This is a genomic window from Enterobacter sp. E20, assembly GCF_000801755.2.
Taxonomy (GTDB): domain Bacteria; phylum Pseudomonadota; class Gammaproteobacteria; order Enterobacterales; family Enterobacteriaceae; genus Enterobacter; species Enterobacter asburiae_B.
Genome location: NZ_CP012999.1, coordinates 373,069 through 391,492 on the forward strand (window position 1 = coordinate 373,069; position 18,424 = coordinate 391,492).

Consider the following 18,424-nt stretch of genomic DNA (forward strand, 5'->3'; position numbering starts at 1 on the left):
ACTACCCTCACCCCAGCCCTCTCCCTGAAAGGGAGAGGGAGCAAATCATTCCCTCGCCCCTTTGGGGAGAGGGCCAGGGTGAGGGCACCAAACCGCACAGGAGCCCAAGCCCATGCCATCACGCCGTCCGCCCTTTTTCGCCAGCGCCCGAGGCCGCCTGCTGATTTTTAATCTGCTGGTGGTCGCCGTGACGCTAATGGTGAGCGGCGTGGCGGTGCTCGGCTTTCGTCACGCCAGTCAAATCCAGGAGCAGGTTCAGCAGCAAACGCTGGACGATATGACCGGCAGCATGAACCTGGCCCGCGATACCGCCAACGTGGCGACGGCGGCGGTGCGGCTTTCGCAGGTCGTCGGGGCACTGGAGTACAAAGGCGAAGCCGAGCGCCTGAAGCAGACGCAAATGGCGCTGCGCCGCTCGCTGGAACAGCTTGCGGAAGCGCCGCTGGCGCAGCAGGAGCCGGCGCTGGTGGCGCGTATTATTCAACGAAGCAATGAGCTACAGCAGAGCGTGACGGAGATGCTTGAGCGCGGCCAGCGGCGCCATCTGGAGCGTAACGCGCTGCTGAGCTCGCTGTATCAAAGCCAGAGCTACCTGCGTCATCTGCAGGACATCAACCGCCGTTACGACAGCAACGTGCCGGATGCGCAGCAGCTGATGGAGATGGACCGGCTGATCGCCGCCGCCATCGACACCCCTTCGCCGCGCGCGACCGTTCAGCAACTGGACGCCGTGGCCGCTGCGCTGCCCCGGAGTGCCGTACAGCCGGTCGTGAAGGGGGTTCTGCCAGATTTTAATGCCGAGCTAGGCAAGCTCGCCCCGCTGTCGAAGCAGCTGGAAGAGAGCGACCTGGCGATAAGCTGGTATATGTTCCACATCAAGGCGCTGGTGGCGATCCTCAACAGCGACATTAATCAGTACGTCGGGCAGGTGGCGCAGGCCTCTCGGCTTCGCACGGCCCAGAGCCATCACGAGCTGCAGTCCATCAGCGTGTTTATCAGCTTCTTCGCCGTGCTGGCGCTGATCATCACCGGGTGCGCCTGCTGGTATATCTATCGCAATCTGGCCTCTAACCTGACGGCGATTTCCCGGGCGATGTCGCGCCTTGCTCACGGCGAACAGGATGTCTCCGTTCCCGCCCTCCAGCGGCGCGATGAGCTGGGCGAGCTGGCGCGCGCGTTTAACGTTTTTGCCCGCAATACCGCCTCGCTTGAGCACACCACGCGCCTGCTGAAAGAGAAAACCACGCAGATGGAGATCGACCGCGTTGAGCGTCAGGGGCTGGAAGAGGCGCTGCTGCACAGCCAGAAGATGAAGGCGGTCGGACAGCTGACCGGCGGGCTGGCGCATGATTTTAACAACCTGCTGGCGGTAATCATCGGCAGCCTTGAGCTCACCGACCCCGAATCAAAAGACGCGCCGCGCATTACCCGGGCGCTGAAGGCGGCCGAGCGGGGTGCCTTACTGACGCAGCGCCTGCTGGCGTTTTCCCGCAAGCAGTCCCTGACGCCGCATGCGGTAGAGATGCTGCCGCTGCTGGAGAACCTCCGGGAACTGATGCGCCACTCCCTGCCTGCCACCCTGACCCTGGAGATTGAAGCGCAAACCCCGGCGTGGCCCGCGTGGATTGACGTTAGCCAGCTGGAAAACGCCATCATCAACCTGGTGATGAACGCGCGCGATGCGATGGAAGGGCAAAGCGGGGTGATTAAAATTCGGACCTGGAATCAGCGCGTCACCCGCAGCGACGGGCGCAGGCAGGATATGGTGGCGCTGGAGGTCATTGACCGCGGCAGCGGCATGTCGCAGGACGTAAAATCCCGGGTCTTTGAACCGTTCTTCACCACCAAGCAGACCGGAAGCGGAAGCGGGTTAGGCCTGTCGATGGTCTACGGCTTTGTGCGCCAGTCCGGTGGCCGCGTGGAGATTGAAAGCGCGCCGGGGCAGGGAACGACCGTTCGGCTTCACCTCCCGCGCTCGGTGCTGCCTGCTGCGGCAGACGATGAAGCGCTGTCAGCCACCGCCTCCGTCGATAGCGAGCGGCTGGTGCTGGTGCTGGAAGATGAGGCCGATGTTCGGCAAACCCTGTGCGAGCAGCTGCATCAGCTCGGCTACCTGACGCTGGAAGCGGACAACGGCGAACAGGCGCTGAATATGCTGGCGGCGTCGCCGGATATTGGCATGTTTATCAGCGACCTGATGCTGCCCGGCAGCCTCAGCGGCGCCGAGGTGATTAACCATGTGCGCAGCCATTACCCGCAGCTTCCTGTGCTGCTGATCAGCGGCCAGGATCTACGGCCCGCGCATAACCCTCAGCTGCCGGACGTCCAGCTACTGCGTAAGCCGTTTACGCGGATGCAGCTGGCGCAGGCGCTGCGCAAGGTTATGGTAATTTGAGATTCCTCCGCTACCCCGGCTTCCCGCCGTTCATTATCGTAAGGCCAGTTCACCTGCGAGTCTGGCCTTATGAAACGTTACTCAACTGCTCTGTTATTCGGTCTGCTGTCACTCACCAGCCAACTGGCTCATGCCGATATTGTTGATGATGCTATTGGCAACATTCAGCAGGCGATCAACGATGCCTATAACCCCGGCAGCAGCCGCAGCAATGACGACGACGATCGTTATGACCGCAGCCGTCAAATCGACAGCCGACAGTACGACGATCGTCGTCGGCAGCTTGAAGACAGACGCCGTCGTTTAGATGAACGTCAGCGTCAGCTGGATGACGACAGACGTCGTCTGGAAGAGGATGAGCGCAGGTTAGAAGACGATTACGATCGAGGCTAAGTGCGGCCTGTTGCCCTCTCCCACGGGAGAGGGAGAAAACCTAATCCAGCACCAGCACCATCCCGTCATAGCCCGCTTCTATGCCCTGCGGCAGCGGGTTATCCATCATCCACACGTCAAACTGATGGCTGATGTGCGTCAGGATCACCTGCGGGCAGCCAATCGCTTCGTTTAATGCAATCACGGTATTTAAGTCGCAATGGTTTCGCGGCGTTTCCTCGCGCGGCTCATGGCTGCAGTCGATAATTATTGCCTGCGGCTGGTTGTTGAGCAGGAACTTCACCGTTTTTTCCGGCAGTCCGGCGGTATCTGAAAGCCAGGCCACGCGGCTGTGGGCCGATTCCAGCAAATACCCGAAGGTCAGTTTCGAATGGTTGAGCGGCAGCGGCGTGACCCGCAAACCCTGAAGCTCAAACATCACAAACGGTTCGACCGTGTGGCTGAAATCCAGAATGCCGGGGTGCTTAAACAGGTCGTCGCATCCGGCGTCGTCCGGCGGACCGTAAACCGGGATCGTCGCCCCCACGCCCCAGCGCAGGGGGAACAGCCCCTGAACGTGATCCATATGGTAATGGGTGAGCAAGAACTGCTGGAAGCTGCCCGCCGGCCAGTCGTCCATCAGATGCGGAATACCGGCATCCAGCAGGGTGACGGCATCGTTGAATTTCACCACCGCGCTGCACGGGCGACGGCGATAGTTATCCTGCAGGCGCGCCCGGCGACACGCCGCGCAGTCGCAGCCAAAGACCGGCACCAGCTGGGCGTCACCCGTTCCCGTCAACGTGATGGTCAGACTCATAGCGCACCTCTACAGCGGTTTGGTGAATCGGAAATGGCTCTGCGTGTATCCTTCACGAACGTAAAAACGGTGCGCGTCGGTGCGCTTCACGCTGGTGGAAAGTTCGGTCAGCTCCGCGCCGGCCTGTCGCGCTACCTCTTCCGCCCAGGCCAGCAGTTGACTGCCCACTTTTAACCCACGCGCCTGCGGCATTACGACCAGCTCCTGGATCTCGCCGATCCAGCGCGCGTGATGCAGGTGAAACTGCATGTGCAGGCCGATCATGCCGATGACCTGTCCCTCTCTCTCCGCAAGCTGGTAGCGCATGTTGCGATCCTGCAGGTTGGCAAGAAACCCGGCGTGGAACGCCTGATGGTCGAACTCTGCCTGCTTGAGCTCGCAGATCAGGGCGTAAACACTCTGCGCATCGTCGGCGGTGGCGGGGCGAAGCTGGCAGTCAGGCATGCTGTTTCTCCTTCTGACGGATAAGCGATAAAAAGGTATCGACTGACTGTAGCAAACTTCCGTCGTTATTGAGGATGTAGCAGTCCGACGGGGCATAGCGGGCCGCACGCTCAAGCCGCTGATCGATCTCACGGGCTGATTCACGCCCCCGACTCTGCAACCGGCTGCGCAGAACGTCCGGCGAAACCTGCAGGCAGACCGGCAGCAGGGCCGCCTCATAGCGGGCGCGCGCTTGCGGCAGATGCGCACGCGAGCCGTTAACAAGCACGTCGAACCCCGCATGCAGCCAGAGGTCGATTTCGATGCCCACGCCATAGTAATAACCGTTGGCGTGCCAGCTCAGCGCCAGCAGGTTTTGCCCGGCGCGGATGAAAAACTCCTGCTCGCTCAGGGCGATATGATTTTCGCTCCCGGCATGGGCCGCGCGGGTAATATAGCGATGCGCGACCAGCAGCTGCGGATGTTCCCGCTGCCGTAAGGCGGACAGCAGGCTGTCTTTACCGGAACCCGAGGGCCCCATTAACCAGATGAGCCTTCCCATCAGAACACCCTTTTTCCCTGACGCCAGACGTGGTCGATATGAACGTGCTCGCCCTTGCGGTGGGCCAGCACCAGATCCGCGCGTTTACCCTCGGCGATTTCTCCGCGATCCTGAAGATTAAGCGCCGAGGCCGGGTTTTTCGTCACCAGGCGAATCGCCTGCGGCAGCGTAAAGCTGTTGCTCTCGTCGTCGGCGACCCGGAACGCCGCATCCAGCAGGCTGGCGGGGTAGTAGTCGGACGAGAGAATATCCAGCAGGCCGAGGGAGGCAAGCTTGCTTGCCGCGACGTTACCGGAGTGCGATCCGCCGCGCACGATGTTTGGTGCGCCCATCAGCACGTTCATGCCGTGCCTGCGGGAGGCTTCAGCCGCTTCAAACGTGGTGGGAAATTCGGCGATCACGCTGCCAAGCTGGTGGGATTCGCGCACGTGATCGTGCGTGGCGTCGTCATGGCTGGCCAGCGCGATATTGCGGTCACGACACATCGCGGCAATCCTGAGACGGTTTGGCTGCGACCACTGGGCCGCAAGCGTCAGCTGCTCCTCCTCGTAGCGCGCCATCTCCGCATCGCTGAGAGAATATTTGCCCTGATAGTATTCGCGATACTTTTCAATGTTGGCGAACTGGCGCTGCCCCGGCGAGTGGTCCATCAGGGAGACCAGCGACACCGGCTCGCGCCCGACCAGTTTTTCAAACAGCGGCAGGGTGGTGTGGTGCGGCAGCTCGCAGCGCAGGTGCAGACGGTGCTCGGCGCGGTTGAGGCCGCGTTTTTGCGTCTCCTCCACGGCGTTGATCATCTTCTCCAGATTCTCCAGGCGATCGCCGCCGTCGCGCACGTCGCCAATCGCCACCGCGTCCAGCACGGTGGTAATGCCGCTGGCGACCATCAGCGCGTCGTGGCTGCTCATCGCCGAATGGGCGGGCCAGTCGACCTTCGGGCGCGGGGTGAAAAATTTGTCCAGATTATCGGTATGCAGCTCAATCAGCCCCGGCAGCAGCCAGCCGCCTTCACCGTCCATCGCTTCAGGGGTACGGCTTTGGGTTTCGGCAAAGGCGCGAATAACGCCTTCATGAACTTCAACCGAGCCATTAACGACTTCATTTTCCAGCACCAGCCTGACGTTATTGATAATCATGCGTGGACCCCCATCGGGTGCAATCTGTCCGCCACGCGGCTGCGTACGGCGTCGTCGTGGAAGATCCCGACGATCGCCGCGCCGCGCGCTTTGGCCTGTTCGATCAGTTCCACCACGGCGGCGCTGTTTTTGCCGTCGAGCGAGGCGGTGGGTTCATCCAGAAGTAAAATCGGGTAGTCGACGATAAAGCCGCGGGCGATATTGACGCGCTGCTGCTCGCCGCCGGAAAAGGTCGACGGGGCAAGGTGCCACAGGCGTTCAGGCACGTTGAGGCGCGTCAGCAGGCTGGCGGCTTTGGCGGCGCAGGTTTCGCGCGGCACGCCGAGATCCAGCAGCGGCTGCATCACCACGTCCAGGGCGGAGATCCGCGGGATCACCCGCAGAAACTGGCTGACCCAGCCGATCGTCGTGCGGCGCACTTCCAGCACTTTGCGCGCGGGGGCCTGCACCAGATCGACCCATTCATCGTTGTGGCGAATGTGAATGTGGCCTTCATCCGGCAGATAGTTGGCGTACAGGGAGCGTAGCAGGGTGGATTTTCCGCTGCCGGAATGGCCGTGCAGCACCACGCATTCGCCGCTGCTGACCTCTAACGAGGCATTTTGCAGCACCGGCAGGCGCACGCCGTTTTGCTGGTGGAGCACAAAGGTCTTACTTACGTTTTGTACGTGGATCATGTTGGCCTCTTAATTCTGCAATACGGACGACACCAGCAGCTGGGTGTACGGATGGTGCGGATCGTCGAGAACCCGATCGGTTAACCCACTTTCCACCACCTGGCCCTGCTTCATTACCAGCAGACGGTCCGCAAGCAGGCGCGCAACGCCTAAATCGTGGGTGACAATCACCACCGCGAGGTTCAGCTCCACCACCAGACCGCGCAGCAGGTCGAGCAGGCGCGCCTGCACGGAGACGTCCAGCCCGCCGGTGGGTTCATCCATAAACACCAGCTTCGGATGGGTGACCAGGTTGCGGGCAATCTGCAGGCGCTGCTGCATCCCGCCGGAGAAGGTCGTCGGCAGGTCGTCGATGCGCGAGGCGGGGATTTCCACTTCCTCCAGCCAGTGCTGGGCGGTAGCGCGGATGTTGCCGTAGTGGCGCGCGCCGGTAGCCATCAGGCGTTCGCCGATGTTGCCCCCGGCAGAGACCTGACGGCGCAGGCCGTCCATCGGGTGCTGATGTACCACGCCCCACTCGGTGCGCAGCAGGCGGCGGCGCCCGGCCTCGCTCATGCCGTACAGCGAGGCGCCCTCATACAAAATGACGCCTTTCTGCGGCGTCAGGCGCGCGGAGATGGACTTCAGCAGGGTGGTTTTGCCGGAGCCGGACTCGCCGACGATCCCCAGCACTTCGCCCGGCCACAGCTCGAACGACACGTCGCTAAAGCCTTTGCCCGGCGCATACAGGTGAGTCAGGTTATTAACCGAAAGCAGCGGTTTCATTGGCTATTCGCCTCGCTCTGTTGGCGGCAGTAATCGGTGTCGGAGCAGACAAACATCCGTTTGCCCGTGTCGTCCAGCACCACCTCGTCCAGATAGCTGTGTTTGGATCCGCAGATGGCGCACGGCTCGTCCCACTCCTGCACCGTAAACGGGTGATCGTCGAAATCCAGGCTTTCCACGCGGGTGTAAGGCGGGACGGCGTAGATGCGCTTTTCGCGCCCGGCGCCGAACAGCTGCAGGGCGGGCATCATGTCCATCTTCGGGTTATCGAATTTTGGGATTGGCGACGGGTCCATCACGTAGCGCCCGTTCACCTTCACCGGGTAGGCGTAGGTGGTGGCGATATGGCCGAAGCGGGCGATATCCTCATACAGCTTCACCTGCATGACGCCGTACTCTTCCAGCGCGTGCATGGTGCGGGTTTCCGTTTCGCGCGGCTCGATAAAGCGCAGCGGCTCCGGGATCGGCACCTGGAAAATCAAAATCTGATCTTCAGTGAGCGGGGTTTCCGGGATGCGGTGACGGGTCTGGATCAGCGTTGCGTCTTCGGTTTTTTCGGTGGTATTGACGCCGGTTACGCGCTGGAAGAAGCTGCGGATCGACACGGCGTTGGTGGTGTCGTCGGCGCCCTGGTCGATGACCTTCAGCACGTCCGCCTCGCCGATCACGCTGGCGGTGATCTGAATACCGCCCGTGCCCCAGCCGTAGGGCATCGGCATTTCGCGGCCGCCGAACGGCACCTGATAGCCCGGAATGGCCACCGCTTTTAAGATGGCGCGGCGGATCATGCGTTTGGTTTGCTCATCCAGATAGGCAAAGTTGTAGCCGCTTAAGTTAGCCATTTTTGCGCTCCCGTTGCAGGCGTTTCAGCAGTTCCAGTTCGGCCTGGAAATCGACGTAGTGCGGCAGCTTGAGGTGCGAGACGAAGCCAGCGGCCTCAACGTTATCCGCGTGGGCCAGCACGAACTCTTCGTCCTGCGCCGGGCCTGCAACGTGCTCGCCGTAGTCCGGTGCCTGCAGGGCGCGGTCGACCAGCGCCATTGCCATGGCCTTGCGCTCGCCGAGGCCGAATACCAGCCCGTAGCCGCGGGTAAAGTGCGGGTCTTCGTCTTCCGGGGCGACGAAACCGTTAACCATTTCACACTCGGTCATCAGCAGTTCGCCGACGTTCACCGCAAAACCCAGCTCTTCCGGTACGATTTCAACGTCGATATAGCCGCTGCGAATTTCGGCCGCAAACGGGTGGTTGCGCCCGTAGCCGCGCTGGGTGGAGTAGGCCAGCGCCAGCAGATAGCCTTCATCGCCGCGCATCAGCTGCTGCAGGCGGGACGAGCGCGAGCACGGGTAAACCGGCGGCGTGCGGGTGATGTCATCCGGCTGCGCGCCTGAATCTTCTTCCGTCTTCGCCAGACCCTGTTTTGCCAGCAGGCTGAAGACGTGCGGAGACGGTTCCTGTTCGGCGTCGGAGGTGCTCAGCTGCGGCGATTCGCCGTTCGCCAGCAGGGTGAAATCCAGCAGGCGGTGGGTGTAGTCGTAGGTGGGGCCAAGCAGCTGGCCGCCGGGAACGTCTTTATAAACGGCAGAAATGCGGCGTTCCAGGCGCATCTCCGCCGTATTCACCGGCTCGCTGACCGCCAGTTTCGCGAGCGTGGTGCGGTAGGCGCGCAGCAGGAAGATGGCTTCCACGTTGTCGCCGCTGGCCTGCTTCAGGGCCAGCGCCGCCAGCTCGCGGTCGGCGATGCCGCCCTCGGTCATCACGCGGTCGACGGCGAGGTTTAGCTGCTGTTCAATCTGGGCGACGCTCAGCTCGGGAAGCCGTTCATCGCCCCGTCGTCTGTGCGCCTGTAGCGCATGGGCGGCGGCGATGGCCTTCTCGCCCCCTTTGACGGCAACGTACATCAGCACACCTCCACGTGGGTGGTCCGCGGAATTGCCAGCAGGCGCTCGCCGCAGGTCAGGATCAGGTCAATGCCCAGCGGGAACGGGTGCGGGCGCTCGGTCAGCTCGTGAATGATGCACTCCGGCAGCTGCGGCGCGACCATGCGTTCGTTGGCGATGCCTGCCCCCGTGAGGCGCAGCATGCGGCCGCCGCTCAGGCTGGAGACCTGCAGGATCAGCGTGGCGCTGGTCTCCGGGGCGACGGCGCTGCCTTCGCTCAGGGCGTTCAATTGCTCATGGCTGATTTGCTCGTCGGCCACGGCAAAAACCGCCTGCTGGGGCTGATCGACCAGCGGGGCACCGGTGTGAAAACGCAGGTTCTGGCTGGCGATATCGTTCGACAGCGCGCCCGAAAGCCACACCGGGGTGTCGTTGTCGGCAAGCGTCAGCAGCACGCTGGTGGTCGCCAGGTTCAGCGGCAGCCAGCCCTGGGAGAGCTGGTGCAGCGAGACGATCACGCCCGGCTCGCTCATCGCCTTCAGCAGGCGACGAAAACTGTGTTGGGCATCCTGGACGGCCAGGGTAAAAGCAGGTTGAAGCGTCATGCGTTGTCTCCGCGAACGAGCGTAAAGAAGTCGACCCGGCTGGTATTCACTTCGGCCTGACGTGCGGCAATGCGCGCGGCGCGGTCGGCTTCCAGCGGGGCAATAAGGGTTTCCATTAACGTATGGAAATAGGGTTGTTCTTGTAAAAGCGCGTCGATCACCGCGCAGCGCTCGGCGTGCGCTTTGTCGCGCCCCAGTACGTAGCTGTAGCCCAGCGTGCCGCTATTCAGGCGGATTGCCGCGCGGGTGAGGGTGGCATCTCCGGCGAAAAAGCGCTCGCCGGTGCCGCCCATGCGCGCCTGGATCTGAACGAGGCCGATCTCCGGGGCGCGAAGGGTGTCGTAGTCTGGCGTCAGGCTGAGCGCGTTCATGCGGGCAGCCAGCGCAGCAGGCTGGCTGTGGGCCAGCACGCGCATCCAGCGCTGTCGGGTGGCGGTGTCGAAGTGCATTCAGTGCTCCATGGTAAATTCGATCATGTCGGCGCGGGTCAGGCTGACGGAGTATTCCGTCGCGTTGATCTCGCCGTCACGGTGGTTGAGGGTGCGCACGCAGAGCAGCGGGGCCATATTGGGGATTTCGAGCACCTTGCTCTCTTTTGCCTGCGCGCGACGAGCGCTGATGCGCGTCTGGGTGCGCTTGAGCGCAATGCCGGTCGCATCCTGAAGAAAATCATGCAGCGAGCCGCTGGAGAAATGCTGGAGCACGGGCCAGAGGGCGAGGTCCGCAAAGTAATGGTCTATCTGGCATACCGCCACGCCGTTAACGCGACGCAGGGTACGCAGGTGAATGACATCGTCGCCCTCCTGAATGCCCAGCGCGTCCGCCACGTGGCTGGAGGCCGGACGCAGCACCGAGAGCAGCTTTTCGCTGGTCGGGTGGCTGCCCTGATCCAGCAGGTTCTGGCTAAAGCGCGCCTGGGCGTTCAGCGGGTAGTCGAACGGGCGCATCAGCACCAGCACGCCCACGCCCTGACGGCGCTGGACCCAGCCGCGCTCGACCAGCTGGTCAATGGCGCGACGCAGGGTGTGGCGGTTCACCTCATAGCGGTCGGCAAGCTGCTGCTCGGCGGGCAGGTAGTCCCCGCAGCGGTAGTGCGTGCGCAGCTCCACTTCGAGCTTTGCCGCAATCTCTTGCCAGCGGGTGGGATAACTGGTCGGATGTCTGGATAAGTGCATAGAAAACAAAGCCTCGCTTCTCAGATGAAGTGCTTACGCAAACGTTGAGAGAGGAAATCCAGCAGGCTGACGGTGACGATGATGAGCACCATCAGGGCGCAGGTTTGCTGGAACTGGAAACCGCGAATCGCTTCCCACAGGGTGACGCCAATCCCGCCTGCGCCCACCATGCCGACCACCGTCGCGGAGCGGACGTTGGACTCAAAGCGGTACAGGGAGTAGGAGATCAGGAGCGGCATAACCTGCGGCAGGACGCCGTACAGGATCTCTTCGATTTTGTTGGCGCCCGTTGCGCGGATGCCTTCCACCGGGCCGGGCTCGATGGCTTCGACCGCTTCGGAGAGCAGCTTGGAAAGCACGCCGGTAGTGTGGATGAACAGCGCCATCACGCCGGCGAACGGACCCAGGCCAACGGCGACCACGAACAGCATCGCAAAGACCATTTCATTGATGGCGCGACAGGCGTCCATCAGGCGACGCATCGGCTGGTATACCCACCACGGCACGATGTTTTCGGCGCTCATCAGGCCAAACGGAATGGAGAGAACGACGGCAAGGGCGGTGCCCCAGACGGCGATTTGCAGGGTGACCGCCATTTCGCTGAGGTAATCCTGCCACTGGCTGAAGTCCGGCGGGAAGAAGTCGGCGGCGAAGGTCGCCATGTTGCCCGCGTCTTTGAAGAGCAGTAGCGGATCCATTTCCGCGCCCTTCCAGGAGATAACCAGCACCGCCAGCAGGATGGCCCAGCTTATGAGCGAGAACCAGCTGCGCTTCGGCGGCGGGAGGGTGATGGTTTGCATGTTGGCTCCTTTGGGTTTAGTCCCCTCTCCCTTGAGGGAGAGGGTTAGGGTGAGGGGGAAATGTGCGCGCTGATGCCCTCACCCCGCCCCTCTCCCACGGGGAGAGGGAGAAAGGCACTACTGCACCGCTTTATTCACGCTCGTCATCGCACCGAGCGCGGCGGTCAGGCGGTCGAGGTCTTCCAGCTGGGCCTCAATTGCGGCCACTTTGCTGGTCTTCTCCTCGTCCTTCAGCCCTTTGTTGTCCTTCACGCCCTGCATCTCTTTAAACAGCGCCAGCTGGCGAATCGGGACCAGCTGCAGGTCGCTTGACGGGCGGAACGGTGCCCAGCCCAGACGCGCCAGGACCGCTTTCTCTTCCGGCGTTTTGCCATAGGTCATGAAGAAGTCGTAAACCTTGTCCTTGGTGCTCTCGGAGAGATTTTTACGCCACACGATCGGGTCGCCGGGGATCAGCGGTGATTTCCAGATAACCTTGATCTCTTTCAGCTTGTCCGGCGCTGAGGTTTTCAGCTTGTCGAGGTTCTCGGTGTTGTTGGTGGCGACATCCACCTGCTTGTTGGCCACGGCCAGGGCGTTGGTTTCGTGGCTGGCGTTCACCGTGCGTTTGAAGTCGCTGGCGGAGGCGTTGTTTTTGGCGAAGACGTAGTAGCCAGGGACAAGGTAGCCGGAGGTCGAGTTCGGGTCGCCGTTGCCGAAGGTCAGCTCTTTGCGTTTGGCGAGCATGTCGTTGAGGTTGTTGATCGGGCTGTCTTTGTTCACGATCAGCACGCTCCAGTAGCCCGGGGAGCCATCTGCCGCGACGGTCTGGGCAAAGACCTGGCCGTTCGCGCGGTCCACCGCTTCCATGGCGGAGAGGTTGCCGTACCAGGCGATGTCCACTTTATTAAAACGCATCCCCTGGATGATGCCCGCGTAGTCCGGGGCGAAGAAGGCGTTCACTTTGATCCCCAGCTTATTTTCCATATCTTTCAGGAACGGTTCCCACTGAGGCTTCAGGTTCTGCTGTGATTCCGTCGAAATAATGCCGAAGTTCAGCGCTTTTTCCTGCTCTTGTGCATACGCCGGGCTTAACAGGGTGCTGAGGCTGAACATGCTGGTAAAGGCCAGCGCGGCAACGGCTTTGTAGCTCATGTACTTTCCTCGGATCGGGTTTAATTAAGCAGCCTGCGCGTTCTCTTCGACGCGGTTAATGCTGCGGTAGAGATGGTCAAAACGTTCGTTATCAAACTGATGGCTCGCGCCATCAAAGAACACATGTCCCTGACGCAGGGCGACAATGCGTTCGCAGTAGCGCAGGGCGTAATCCACCTGATGCAGCGTGACCACTACGGTGATGCCGTCGTTCTGGTTAATGTCGCGCAGGGTTTCCATCACGATGCGGGCGGACTCCGGGTCCAGCGAGGCAATGGGTTCGTCTGCAAGAATGATTTGCGCTTTCTGCATCAGCGCGCGCGCAATCGCCACGCGCTGCTGTTGCCCACCGGACAGGGTGGAGACGCGCTGGTGGGCAAAATGCGCCATGCCGACGCGGGTCAGCGCCTGCAAGGCTTCCTGCTTCTGCGAAGGGGAGAACCAGCGCAGACAGGTGCGCCAGAACGGGGTGCTGCCGAGCGCGCCAATCAGCACGTTCTCCAGCACCGTCAGGCGGTTCACCAGGTTGAACTGCTGGAAGATGTAGCCCGTCTGGGCGCGGCTCTTGCGGATATCGCTGGCGAGACGCCCCGCGCGCTGCACGGTATTGCCCAGCAGCTCGACGTGGCTTTCCGGCGTTTTATCGCAGGTGATAAGGCCGCTTAAATGACGCAGAAGGGTGGATTTACCTGAACCGGATGGCCCCAGCAGCGCCACCATTTCGCCCTGCTGGACGGTCAGATCAACGGCATGCAGAGCCTTATTGTGATGGAAGGTCTTGCTCAGTTTCTCGACGCGGATGACGGTTTGCATGTGCTGGGCCTCACGATAAATGTGGCCTCATGCTGGCGCATCAATGTGACATTTGGGTTAAGTCTGGGTTGCGGGAGTTTGAAGAGTTGAAGTGAAAGCGATGACAGTCACCGTAGGCCCGGTCAGCGCAGCGCCACCGGGCGCTGTTGCTGGCTGCGCTGCGCTTATCCGGCCTAAGACGTTTGCTGCTTAACGACGTTAATCATCCACGGCACGCCGTATTTATCGGTGACTTTACCGAAACCGTGTGCCCAGAAGGTTTCCTGCCAGGCCATGTCGATATTCCCGCCCGCGGCGAGGTTGTCAAACCAGCGCTTGCCTTCATTAACGTCCTGGGTATCGAGTACCAGCGTGAAACCCGCGTACTGCGCGTTGCTGCCCGGCGGCATCCCGTCGCTCATCATGATATCGCTGCCCGCAATGCGAACGTTGGAGTGAGCGATAGCCGAATCCGGAAATTCCATACCGGACGGACAGCCTTCATCGCTGTTATCGCTTTTTGGCATTTCGCCGAAGGTGATTTTATAGAGAAGCTCTGCGCCGACGGCTTGCTGGTAGAAAGAAGTGGCTTCTGCACAGTTGCCGGCAAAAGAGATGTAGGGACTTAACGGCATAATCTTTACCTCACGTAAGAAAAGCCCGTTAAGTGTAGTTCCCGAAAACCCGGTAAGCGAAGCGCCACCGGGCGGGTAAATCAGTTCTTTTTCACGAACTCTGATTTCAGCTTCATCGGACCGAAGCCGTCAATTTTGCAGTCGATATTATGATCGCCTTCAACCAGACGGATATTCTTCACTTTGGTGCCGATCTTCAGCATGGAAGAACTGCCTTTCACTTTCAGATCTTTAATCACGGTTACGCTGTCGCCGTCCGCCAGCAAATTGCCGTTTGCATCTTTTACGACAAGTGCATCAGCATCGTGTGATGGTTCGGCATCATTCCATTCGTGAGCGCATTCCGGGCAGATGAACATGCCATTATCTTCATAGGTGTATTCAGAATTGCATTTTGGGCAGTGTGGGAGTGACATATCGGTATCCTCAAAAAGTGTAAACGCGCTGGAAAGTGCCAGCTAAATGACGGCAGCGTGCCGAAAAAGGCGGCAAGTATAGCGCAAATCCACACGTTTGTCGGTGACATTGTGAATTAAAAAAATGCAAAAAGCGTATCGGGAGTGACACTTCCTGTCAGTCAGTTAAGCGATGCTTACCTCATTAACACGTTGGGAAGAAATGACGCTAAATATATCGAATATTTTATTGCAGCAAATTGCTACGCTCCTTCATTTCGGATAAGGTGAAGCGACACATTGTTATTTATCTCCTGACTTCGCTGCCATCCATATCTTTTGGCAGGGGCGTATTACCTCTCTTTTTAGGTGGGTAAATAATGATGATATATCCTGAAGTTTCTTAAAATTGGGCTACGCTTTTTTCCTTTGGCCGTCAGGCCAGGAGGGGAGCTATACACGCCATGCAAGGATAGCGAATTATTTCTGATTATCATCAATCAGTTATATTTCGGCGGACATGTTTTCCACACGTGATCATATAAGCCTGAACAACATAATTAATACCAGTGGCTTAATAAAAGTAATAAATTTGCGTTAAGGAAAGGCTTTTATCATGCACACACAGACCATTTTTGAATTAAGCCAGGAAGCTGAGCGTTTGCTACAGCTCGCCCGGCAAAACCTTGATACGTTGAAATCAATGCCGACTGCGATGCTGGAGAGCACCGCGGCTGCTATTACGGGTGAAAAGAACAACGTTTTACCTTTGCATTTTAGCGCGCGTGGTGTCGAAGCGCAGCAGGCGATGCTGAATAATGAATTACGAAAAATAACCCGGCTGGAAATGGTTCTGGCTATTGTGGGCACTATGAAAGCGGGGAAATCGACCACCATTAATGCGATTGTGGGGACCGAAGTGTTGCCGAACCGCAATCGTCCGATGACGGCGCTTCCTACTCTGATTCGCCACACGCCGGGTCAGAAGGAGCCGGTGCTGCATTTCTCACATGCCTCGCCCATTGATGATTTGATCCAACTGCTTCAGAAAAAGCTATGCGATTACGATCGCGGAAAGCTCGCTCAGCATCTGGAAATTGATAAAGACATGAATATGCTGCTGGAGCGCATTGAAAAAGGAGAGGCTTTTGAGAAGCATCACCTGGGCGCGCAGCCGATATTTCATTGTCTGAAAAGCCTCAACGACCTGGTGAGGCTTTCCCAGGCGTTAGGGGTGGAGTTTCCGTTCTCTGAGTATGCGGCTATCGAACATATTCCGGTGATTGAAGTGGAGTTCGTGCATCTTGCGGGTCTGGATGCTCACCTCGGACAGCTGACGCTGCTCGATACGCCCGGGCCGAATGAGGCCGGACAGCCGCACCTGCAAAAAATGCTCAGCGAGCAGTTGTCCCGCGCGTCGGCGGTGCTGGCCGTGATGGATTATACCCAGCTTAAATCCATCTCTGATGAAGAAGTCCGCCAGGCTATTTCCGCGGCGGGAAAATCCGTGCCGCTGTATGCGCTGGTCAATAAATTCGATCAGAAAGATCGCAATAGCGACGATGAAGAGCAGATCCGGGCGATGATCTCCGGCACCTTAATGAAAGGCAATATTTCGCCTGGCCAGATCTACCCCGTTTCGTCCATGTGGGCCTATCTGGCGAACCGCGCTCGCTACGAGATGAGTACCCACGGACAACTGCCGGATCATCAGGAGCAACCCTGGGTGCAGGATTTTGCCGAAGCGGCGCTTGGGCGACGCTGGCGTACGGCGGACCTGGACGATATCGACCATATTCGTCATGCTGCCGATTTGCTCTGGGAAGATTCGCTTTTCGAACAACCGATACGCAAACTGATTTACGCCGCCTATGCCAATGCCTCGCTTTACGCGCTGCGTTCGGCCTCGCATAAGCTGCTCAACTACGCACAAAATGCCCGGGAGTACCTCGATTTCCGCTATCAGGGGCTGACGGTTGCCTTTGAGGCTCTGGAACTGAATATCGCACGTCTGGAAGAGGACATGGCGCTTCTCCAGACGCGTCAGAGCGCGGTGAGCGATGAGGTGAAACATGAAGTTGAGGAGGCGCTGAACGCTACAGCGGACTTTATGGGAGCGCAAAAAACCGCGCTTAACCAGGCGATTGGCGAGGTGTTCAGCGCTCAGCATATTCTTGACTTGGCAGGTATCGATCGGCAGAACCCTCACGGTGACGAGCTGAAGCAGCTGGTTCTGGACGATGAAGGGCAGGCGCAGATCGCGCTGAGTAAAATCCGCTCCTCCTGCGAATTGGTGATGCTGGATGCACAGACGAAAATCTGCCGGGAGCTGGCGTTACGCTTCGACCAGCTTGAATCTACGCTGGCGCGTTCCCTGAACGAAGCCATGCGCCCCATCGAAACGCGTATTAAAGAGCATCTGAGCCATGCGGGCTTTCGGGCGCGAATCAGTTTCCCGGCGTTTCAGGCTCACCAGCTCAACTTCAATACGCGGGCGCTTTTTAATGATGCAATAGCGCAGGATGACAGCCAGGCAGGCCCGTCATCAGGCGGGAGCAGTATGCGAGAAACGGTCTCTCGCTGGCTCAATAATCCGGGCTGGGGCTGGGATGAGTATGTGGAAACGCGCACGCGATATGTTATCGATATTGCGCAGCTACATGACAAATTTAAGCAACATATTGAGCTGTTTTGTGAACAAATACGTAAAGCTTTGTCCGCGCAGGTCGATGTCTCTGTTACGGCAGGAATGGCGACGTTCTTTGCAGAATTCTCGCTGTGCCTGACCGGGTTACAGGAAAGCTTGCGTGATAGCCTCGCAGTGCGTCAACAGAATGAGCATTCAACCCGAGCGCTCTGCCAGCTGTTGAAGCAAAGTATTACGACTGCGGCGTGGATACAGGAAGATACCCGACTGTTACGCGATGATATTCAAACTCTATTCGCGGCAGAGCAACCATGACAACACCACTACTGGACGGTCCCGGGCGAACGCTGGAGTGTATTAATCCAAAATTTATGGTCGATCTGGTTCAGGGAGTGGACGCGGCGCGTCATCCTCACCTGGGACCACAACAGCTTCAGTTTCGTGAGCGTTTGACTCAGGAAATCATGACGCATACCCGGCTGCGCCCCTGGGCGATGGCGGGTATGCTCAATGAAAATGCGGCGCTGCGCCTGGGGCTGGCGGAAAAACTGGCCGGCATGCTTGACCCGGGTCATCTCGCGCTGACGCTGATGGCAGAGAAACTGATTGCTTTGCGCCAGCAGACGCACCCGCGCGCCCAGCAGTCCCCCGGTCTGATGCAGCAGTACGCTGAACTCGCTTCTCATTTTACCCAACGCGCCGCCTGGAAAGAGAAGGCGCTAACCCAGCGCGGGCTGACGGTGCAGGCGGGTGAGCATAGCGAGCAGATTTTTACCCGCTGGCGGGCCGGGCATTATGATGGCTGGTCGCTGGCCGGGCGCTGTTTTATCGTCCTGGAAGAGCTGCGCTGGGGGGCATTTGGTGACGCATGCCGCCTCGCGAATGAAGATGTGGCGGCAATGCTTAAGGATAACCTGCGCAGCATGGCGGCTAACTATCTGGCACAGGGCATCAATGCGTCACCCACGACCCGCCATTTCTATCACCAGTGGCTGACAACGCCGGCCTCTCCGGGGTTAATCGATCATAAAGACATGCTGGGCTGGCTGGGGGACTGGTGTCAGGCGGATCAACATCCGGTGAGCTGGTCAGTGACGCAAAACTGGCAGACCGTCGCGCTGGGCATGCCGAGACTCTGTTCGGCAAAACGGCTGGTGGACGGGATGGTGGAAGAGATTTTTGGCTAAATCTCTCCCCCTCTCCCCATTGGGAG

The 18,424-nt window shown here is 59.5% G+C and carries 20 protein-coding genes; 4 read left to right on the plus strand and 16 right to left on the minus strand.

Annotated features, from left to right (window positions below):
* Positions 1-112: 112 nt before the first annotated feature.
* Positions 113-2,395 (plus strand): ATP-binding protein, encoded by a 2,283-nt coding sequence (locus NI40_RS01750; RefSeq protein WP_039262388.1) that lies wholly within the window; start codon positions 113-115, stop codon positions 2,393-2,395.
* A gap of 69 nt (positions 2,396-2,464) precedes the next feature.
* The gene (yjdP, locus tag NI40_RS01755) at positions 2,465-2,788 is read left to right on the plus strand and encodes a DDRRRQL repeat protein YjdP (RefSeq protein ID WP_039262386.1); all 324 of its coding nucleotides are present in this window, start codon (positions 2,465-2,467) and stop codon (positions 2,786-2,788) included.
* A 40-nt stretch (positions 2,789-2,828) separates the two neighbouring features.
* On the opposite strand, the gene phnP is transcribed toward yjdP, so the two are convergent.
* The 16 genes from phnP to NI40_RS01835 form a co-directional block, all read right to left on the minus strand.
* Positions 2,829-3,587 carry a phosphonate metabolism protein PhnP gene (phnP, locus tag NI40_RS01760; RefSeq protein WP_039262385.1) on the minus strand — a complete coding sequence of 253 codons (759 nt, stop codon included), beginning with the start codon at positions 3,585-3,587 and terminating at the stop codon, positions 2,829-2,831.
* A 9-nt stretch (positions 3,588-3,596) separates the two neighbouring features.
* Positions 3,597-4,031, minus strand: coding sequence for an aminoalkylphosphonate N-acetyltransferase (gene phnO / locus NI40_RS01765; protein WP_033144430.1), 435 nt, complete (start codon positions 4,029-4,031; stop codon positions 3,597-3,599).
* A complete protein-coding gene (gene phnN, locus NI40_RS01770) occupies positions 4,024-4,575 on the minus strand; it encodes a ribose 1,5-bisphosphokinase (protein ID WP_058842081.1) in 552 nt (183 codons plus the stop codon). Before phnN ends, phnO begins: the two co-directional genes overlap by 8 nt.
* Positions 4,572-5,708 carry an alpha-D-ribose 1-methylphosphonate 5-triphosphate diphosphatase gene (phnM, locus tag NI40_RS01775; RefSeq protein WP_039262383.1) on the minus strand — a complete coding sequence of 379 codons (1,137 nt, stop codon included), beginning with the start codon at positions 5,706-5,708 and terminating at the stop codon, positions 4,572-4,574. Before phnM ends, phnN begins: the two co-directional genes overlap by 4 nt.
* Positions 5,705-6,385 carry a phosphonate C-P lyase system protein PhnL gene (phnL, locus tag NI40_RS01780; protein ID WP_039262381.1) on the minus strand — a complete coding sequence of 227 codons (681 nt, stop codon included), beginning with the start codon at positions 6,383-6,385 and terminating at the stop codon, positions 5,705-5,707. Before phnL ends, phnM begins: the two co-directional genes overlap by 4 nt.
* 9 nt (positions 6,386-6,394) lie before the next feature.
* A complete protein-coding gene (gene phnK / locus NI40_RS01785) occupies positions 6,395-7,150 on the minus strand; it encodes a phosphonate C-P lyase system protein PhnK (RefSeq protein ID WP_039262380.1) in 756 nt (251 codons plus the stop codon).
* Positions 7,147-7,992: an alpha-D-ribose 1-methylphosphonate 5-phosphate C-P-lyase PhnJ gene (gene phnJ, locus NI40_RS01790; protein WP_033144435.1), complete on the minus strand. Its 846-nt coding sequence runs from the start codon at positions 7,990-7,992 to the stop codon at positions 7,147-7,149. Before phnJ ends, phnK begins: the two co-directional genes overlap by 4 nt.
* On the minus strand, positions 7,985-9,049 hold the full coding sequence (locus NI40_RS01795; RefSeq protein ID WP_039262378.1) for a carbon-phosphorus lyase complex subunit PhnI: 1,065 nt from the start codon (positions 9,047-9,049) through the stop codon (positions 7,985-7,987). Before NI40_RS01795 ends, phnJ begins: the two co-directional genes overlap by 8 nt.
* Positions 9,049-9,633, minus strand: coding sequence for a phosphonate C-P lyase system protein PhnH (gene phnH, locus NI40_RS01800; RefSeq protein ID WP_039262377.1), 585 nt, complete (start codon positions 9,631-9,633; stop codon positions 9,049-9,051). The genes NI40_RS01795 and phnH overlap by 1 nt, the downstream gene beginning before the upstream one ends.
* Positions 9,630-10,082 carry a phosphonate C-P lyase system protein PhnG gene (phnG, locus tag NI40_RS01805; protein WP_039262376.1) on the minus strand — a complete coding sequence of 151 codons (453 nt, stop codon included), beginning with the start codon at positions 10,080-10,082 and terminating at the stop codon, positions 9,630-9,632. Before phnG ends, phnH begins: the two co-directional genes overlap by 4 nt.
* Positions 10,083-10,808 (minus strand): phosphonate metabolism transcriptional regulator PhnF, encoded by a 726-nt coding sequence (phnF, locus tag NI40_RS01810; protein ID WP_023310091.1) that lies wholly within the window; start codon positions 10,806-10,808, stop codon positions 10,083-10,085.
* Positions 10,809-10,828: 20 nt separating this feature from the next.
* Positions 10,829-11,608 (minus strand): phosphonate ABC transporter, permease protein PhnE, encoded by a 780-nt coding sequence (phnE, locus tag NI40_RS01815; protein ID WP_023334213.1) that lies wholly within the window; start codon positions 11,606-11,608, stop codon positions 10,829-10,831.
* Between the two features lie 117 nt (positions 11,609-11,725).
* Positions 11,726-12,742 (minus strand): phosphonate ABC transporter substrate-binding protein, encoded by a 1,017-nt coding sequence (gene phnD, locus NI40_RS01820; RefSeq protein WP_039262375.1) that lies wholly within the window; start codon positions 12,740-12,742, stop codon positions 11,726-11,728.
* A gap of 24 nt (positions 12,743-12,766) precedes the next feature.
* On the minus strand, positions 12,767-13,555 hold the full coding sequence (gene phnC / locus NI40_RS01825; RefSeq protein WP_033144439.1) for a phosphonate ABC transporter ATP-binding protein: 789 nt from the start codon (positions 13,553-13,555) through the stop codon (positions 12,767-12,769).
* 173 nt (positions 13,556-13,728) lie between these two features.
* Positions 13,729-14,169 carry a VOC family metalloprotein YjdN gene (yjdN, locus tag NI40_RS01830; protein ID WP_039262374.1) on the minus strand — a complete coding sequence of 147 codons (441 nt, stop codon included), beginning with the start codon at positions 14,167-14,169 and terminating at the stop codon, positions 13,729-13,731.
* Between the two features lie 80 nt (positions 14,170-14,249).
* A complete protein-coding gene (locus tag NI40_RS01835; protein ID WP_023310096.1) occupies positions 14,250-14,585 on the minus strand; it encodes a zinc ribbon domain-containing protein YjdM in 336 nt (111 codons plus the stop codon).
* A 595-nt stretch (positions 14,586-15,180) separates the two neighbouring features.
* Between NI40_RS01835 and crfC the strand changes: the two genes are divergently transcribed.
* Together crfC and NI40_RS01845 are read left to right on the plus strand one after the other, a co-directional pair.
* A complete protein-coding gene (gene crfC / locus NI40_RS01840) occupies positions 15,181-17,526 on the plus strand; it encodes a clamp-binding protein CrfC (protein ID WP_039262373.1) in 2,346 nt (781 codons plus the stop codon).
* Complete coding sequence (locus NI40_RS01845) at positions 17,523-18,398, plus strand: diguanylate cyclase regulator RdcB family protein (protein WP_039262372.1); 876 nt, start codon at positions 17,523-17,525, stop codon at positions 18,396-18,398. The genes crfC and NI40_RS01845 overlap by 4 nt, the downstream gene beginning before the upstream one ends.
* Positions 18,399-18,424: the final 26 nt, after the last annotated feature.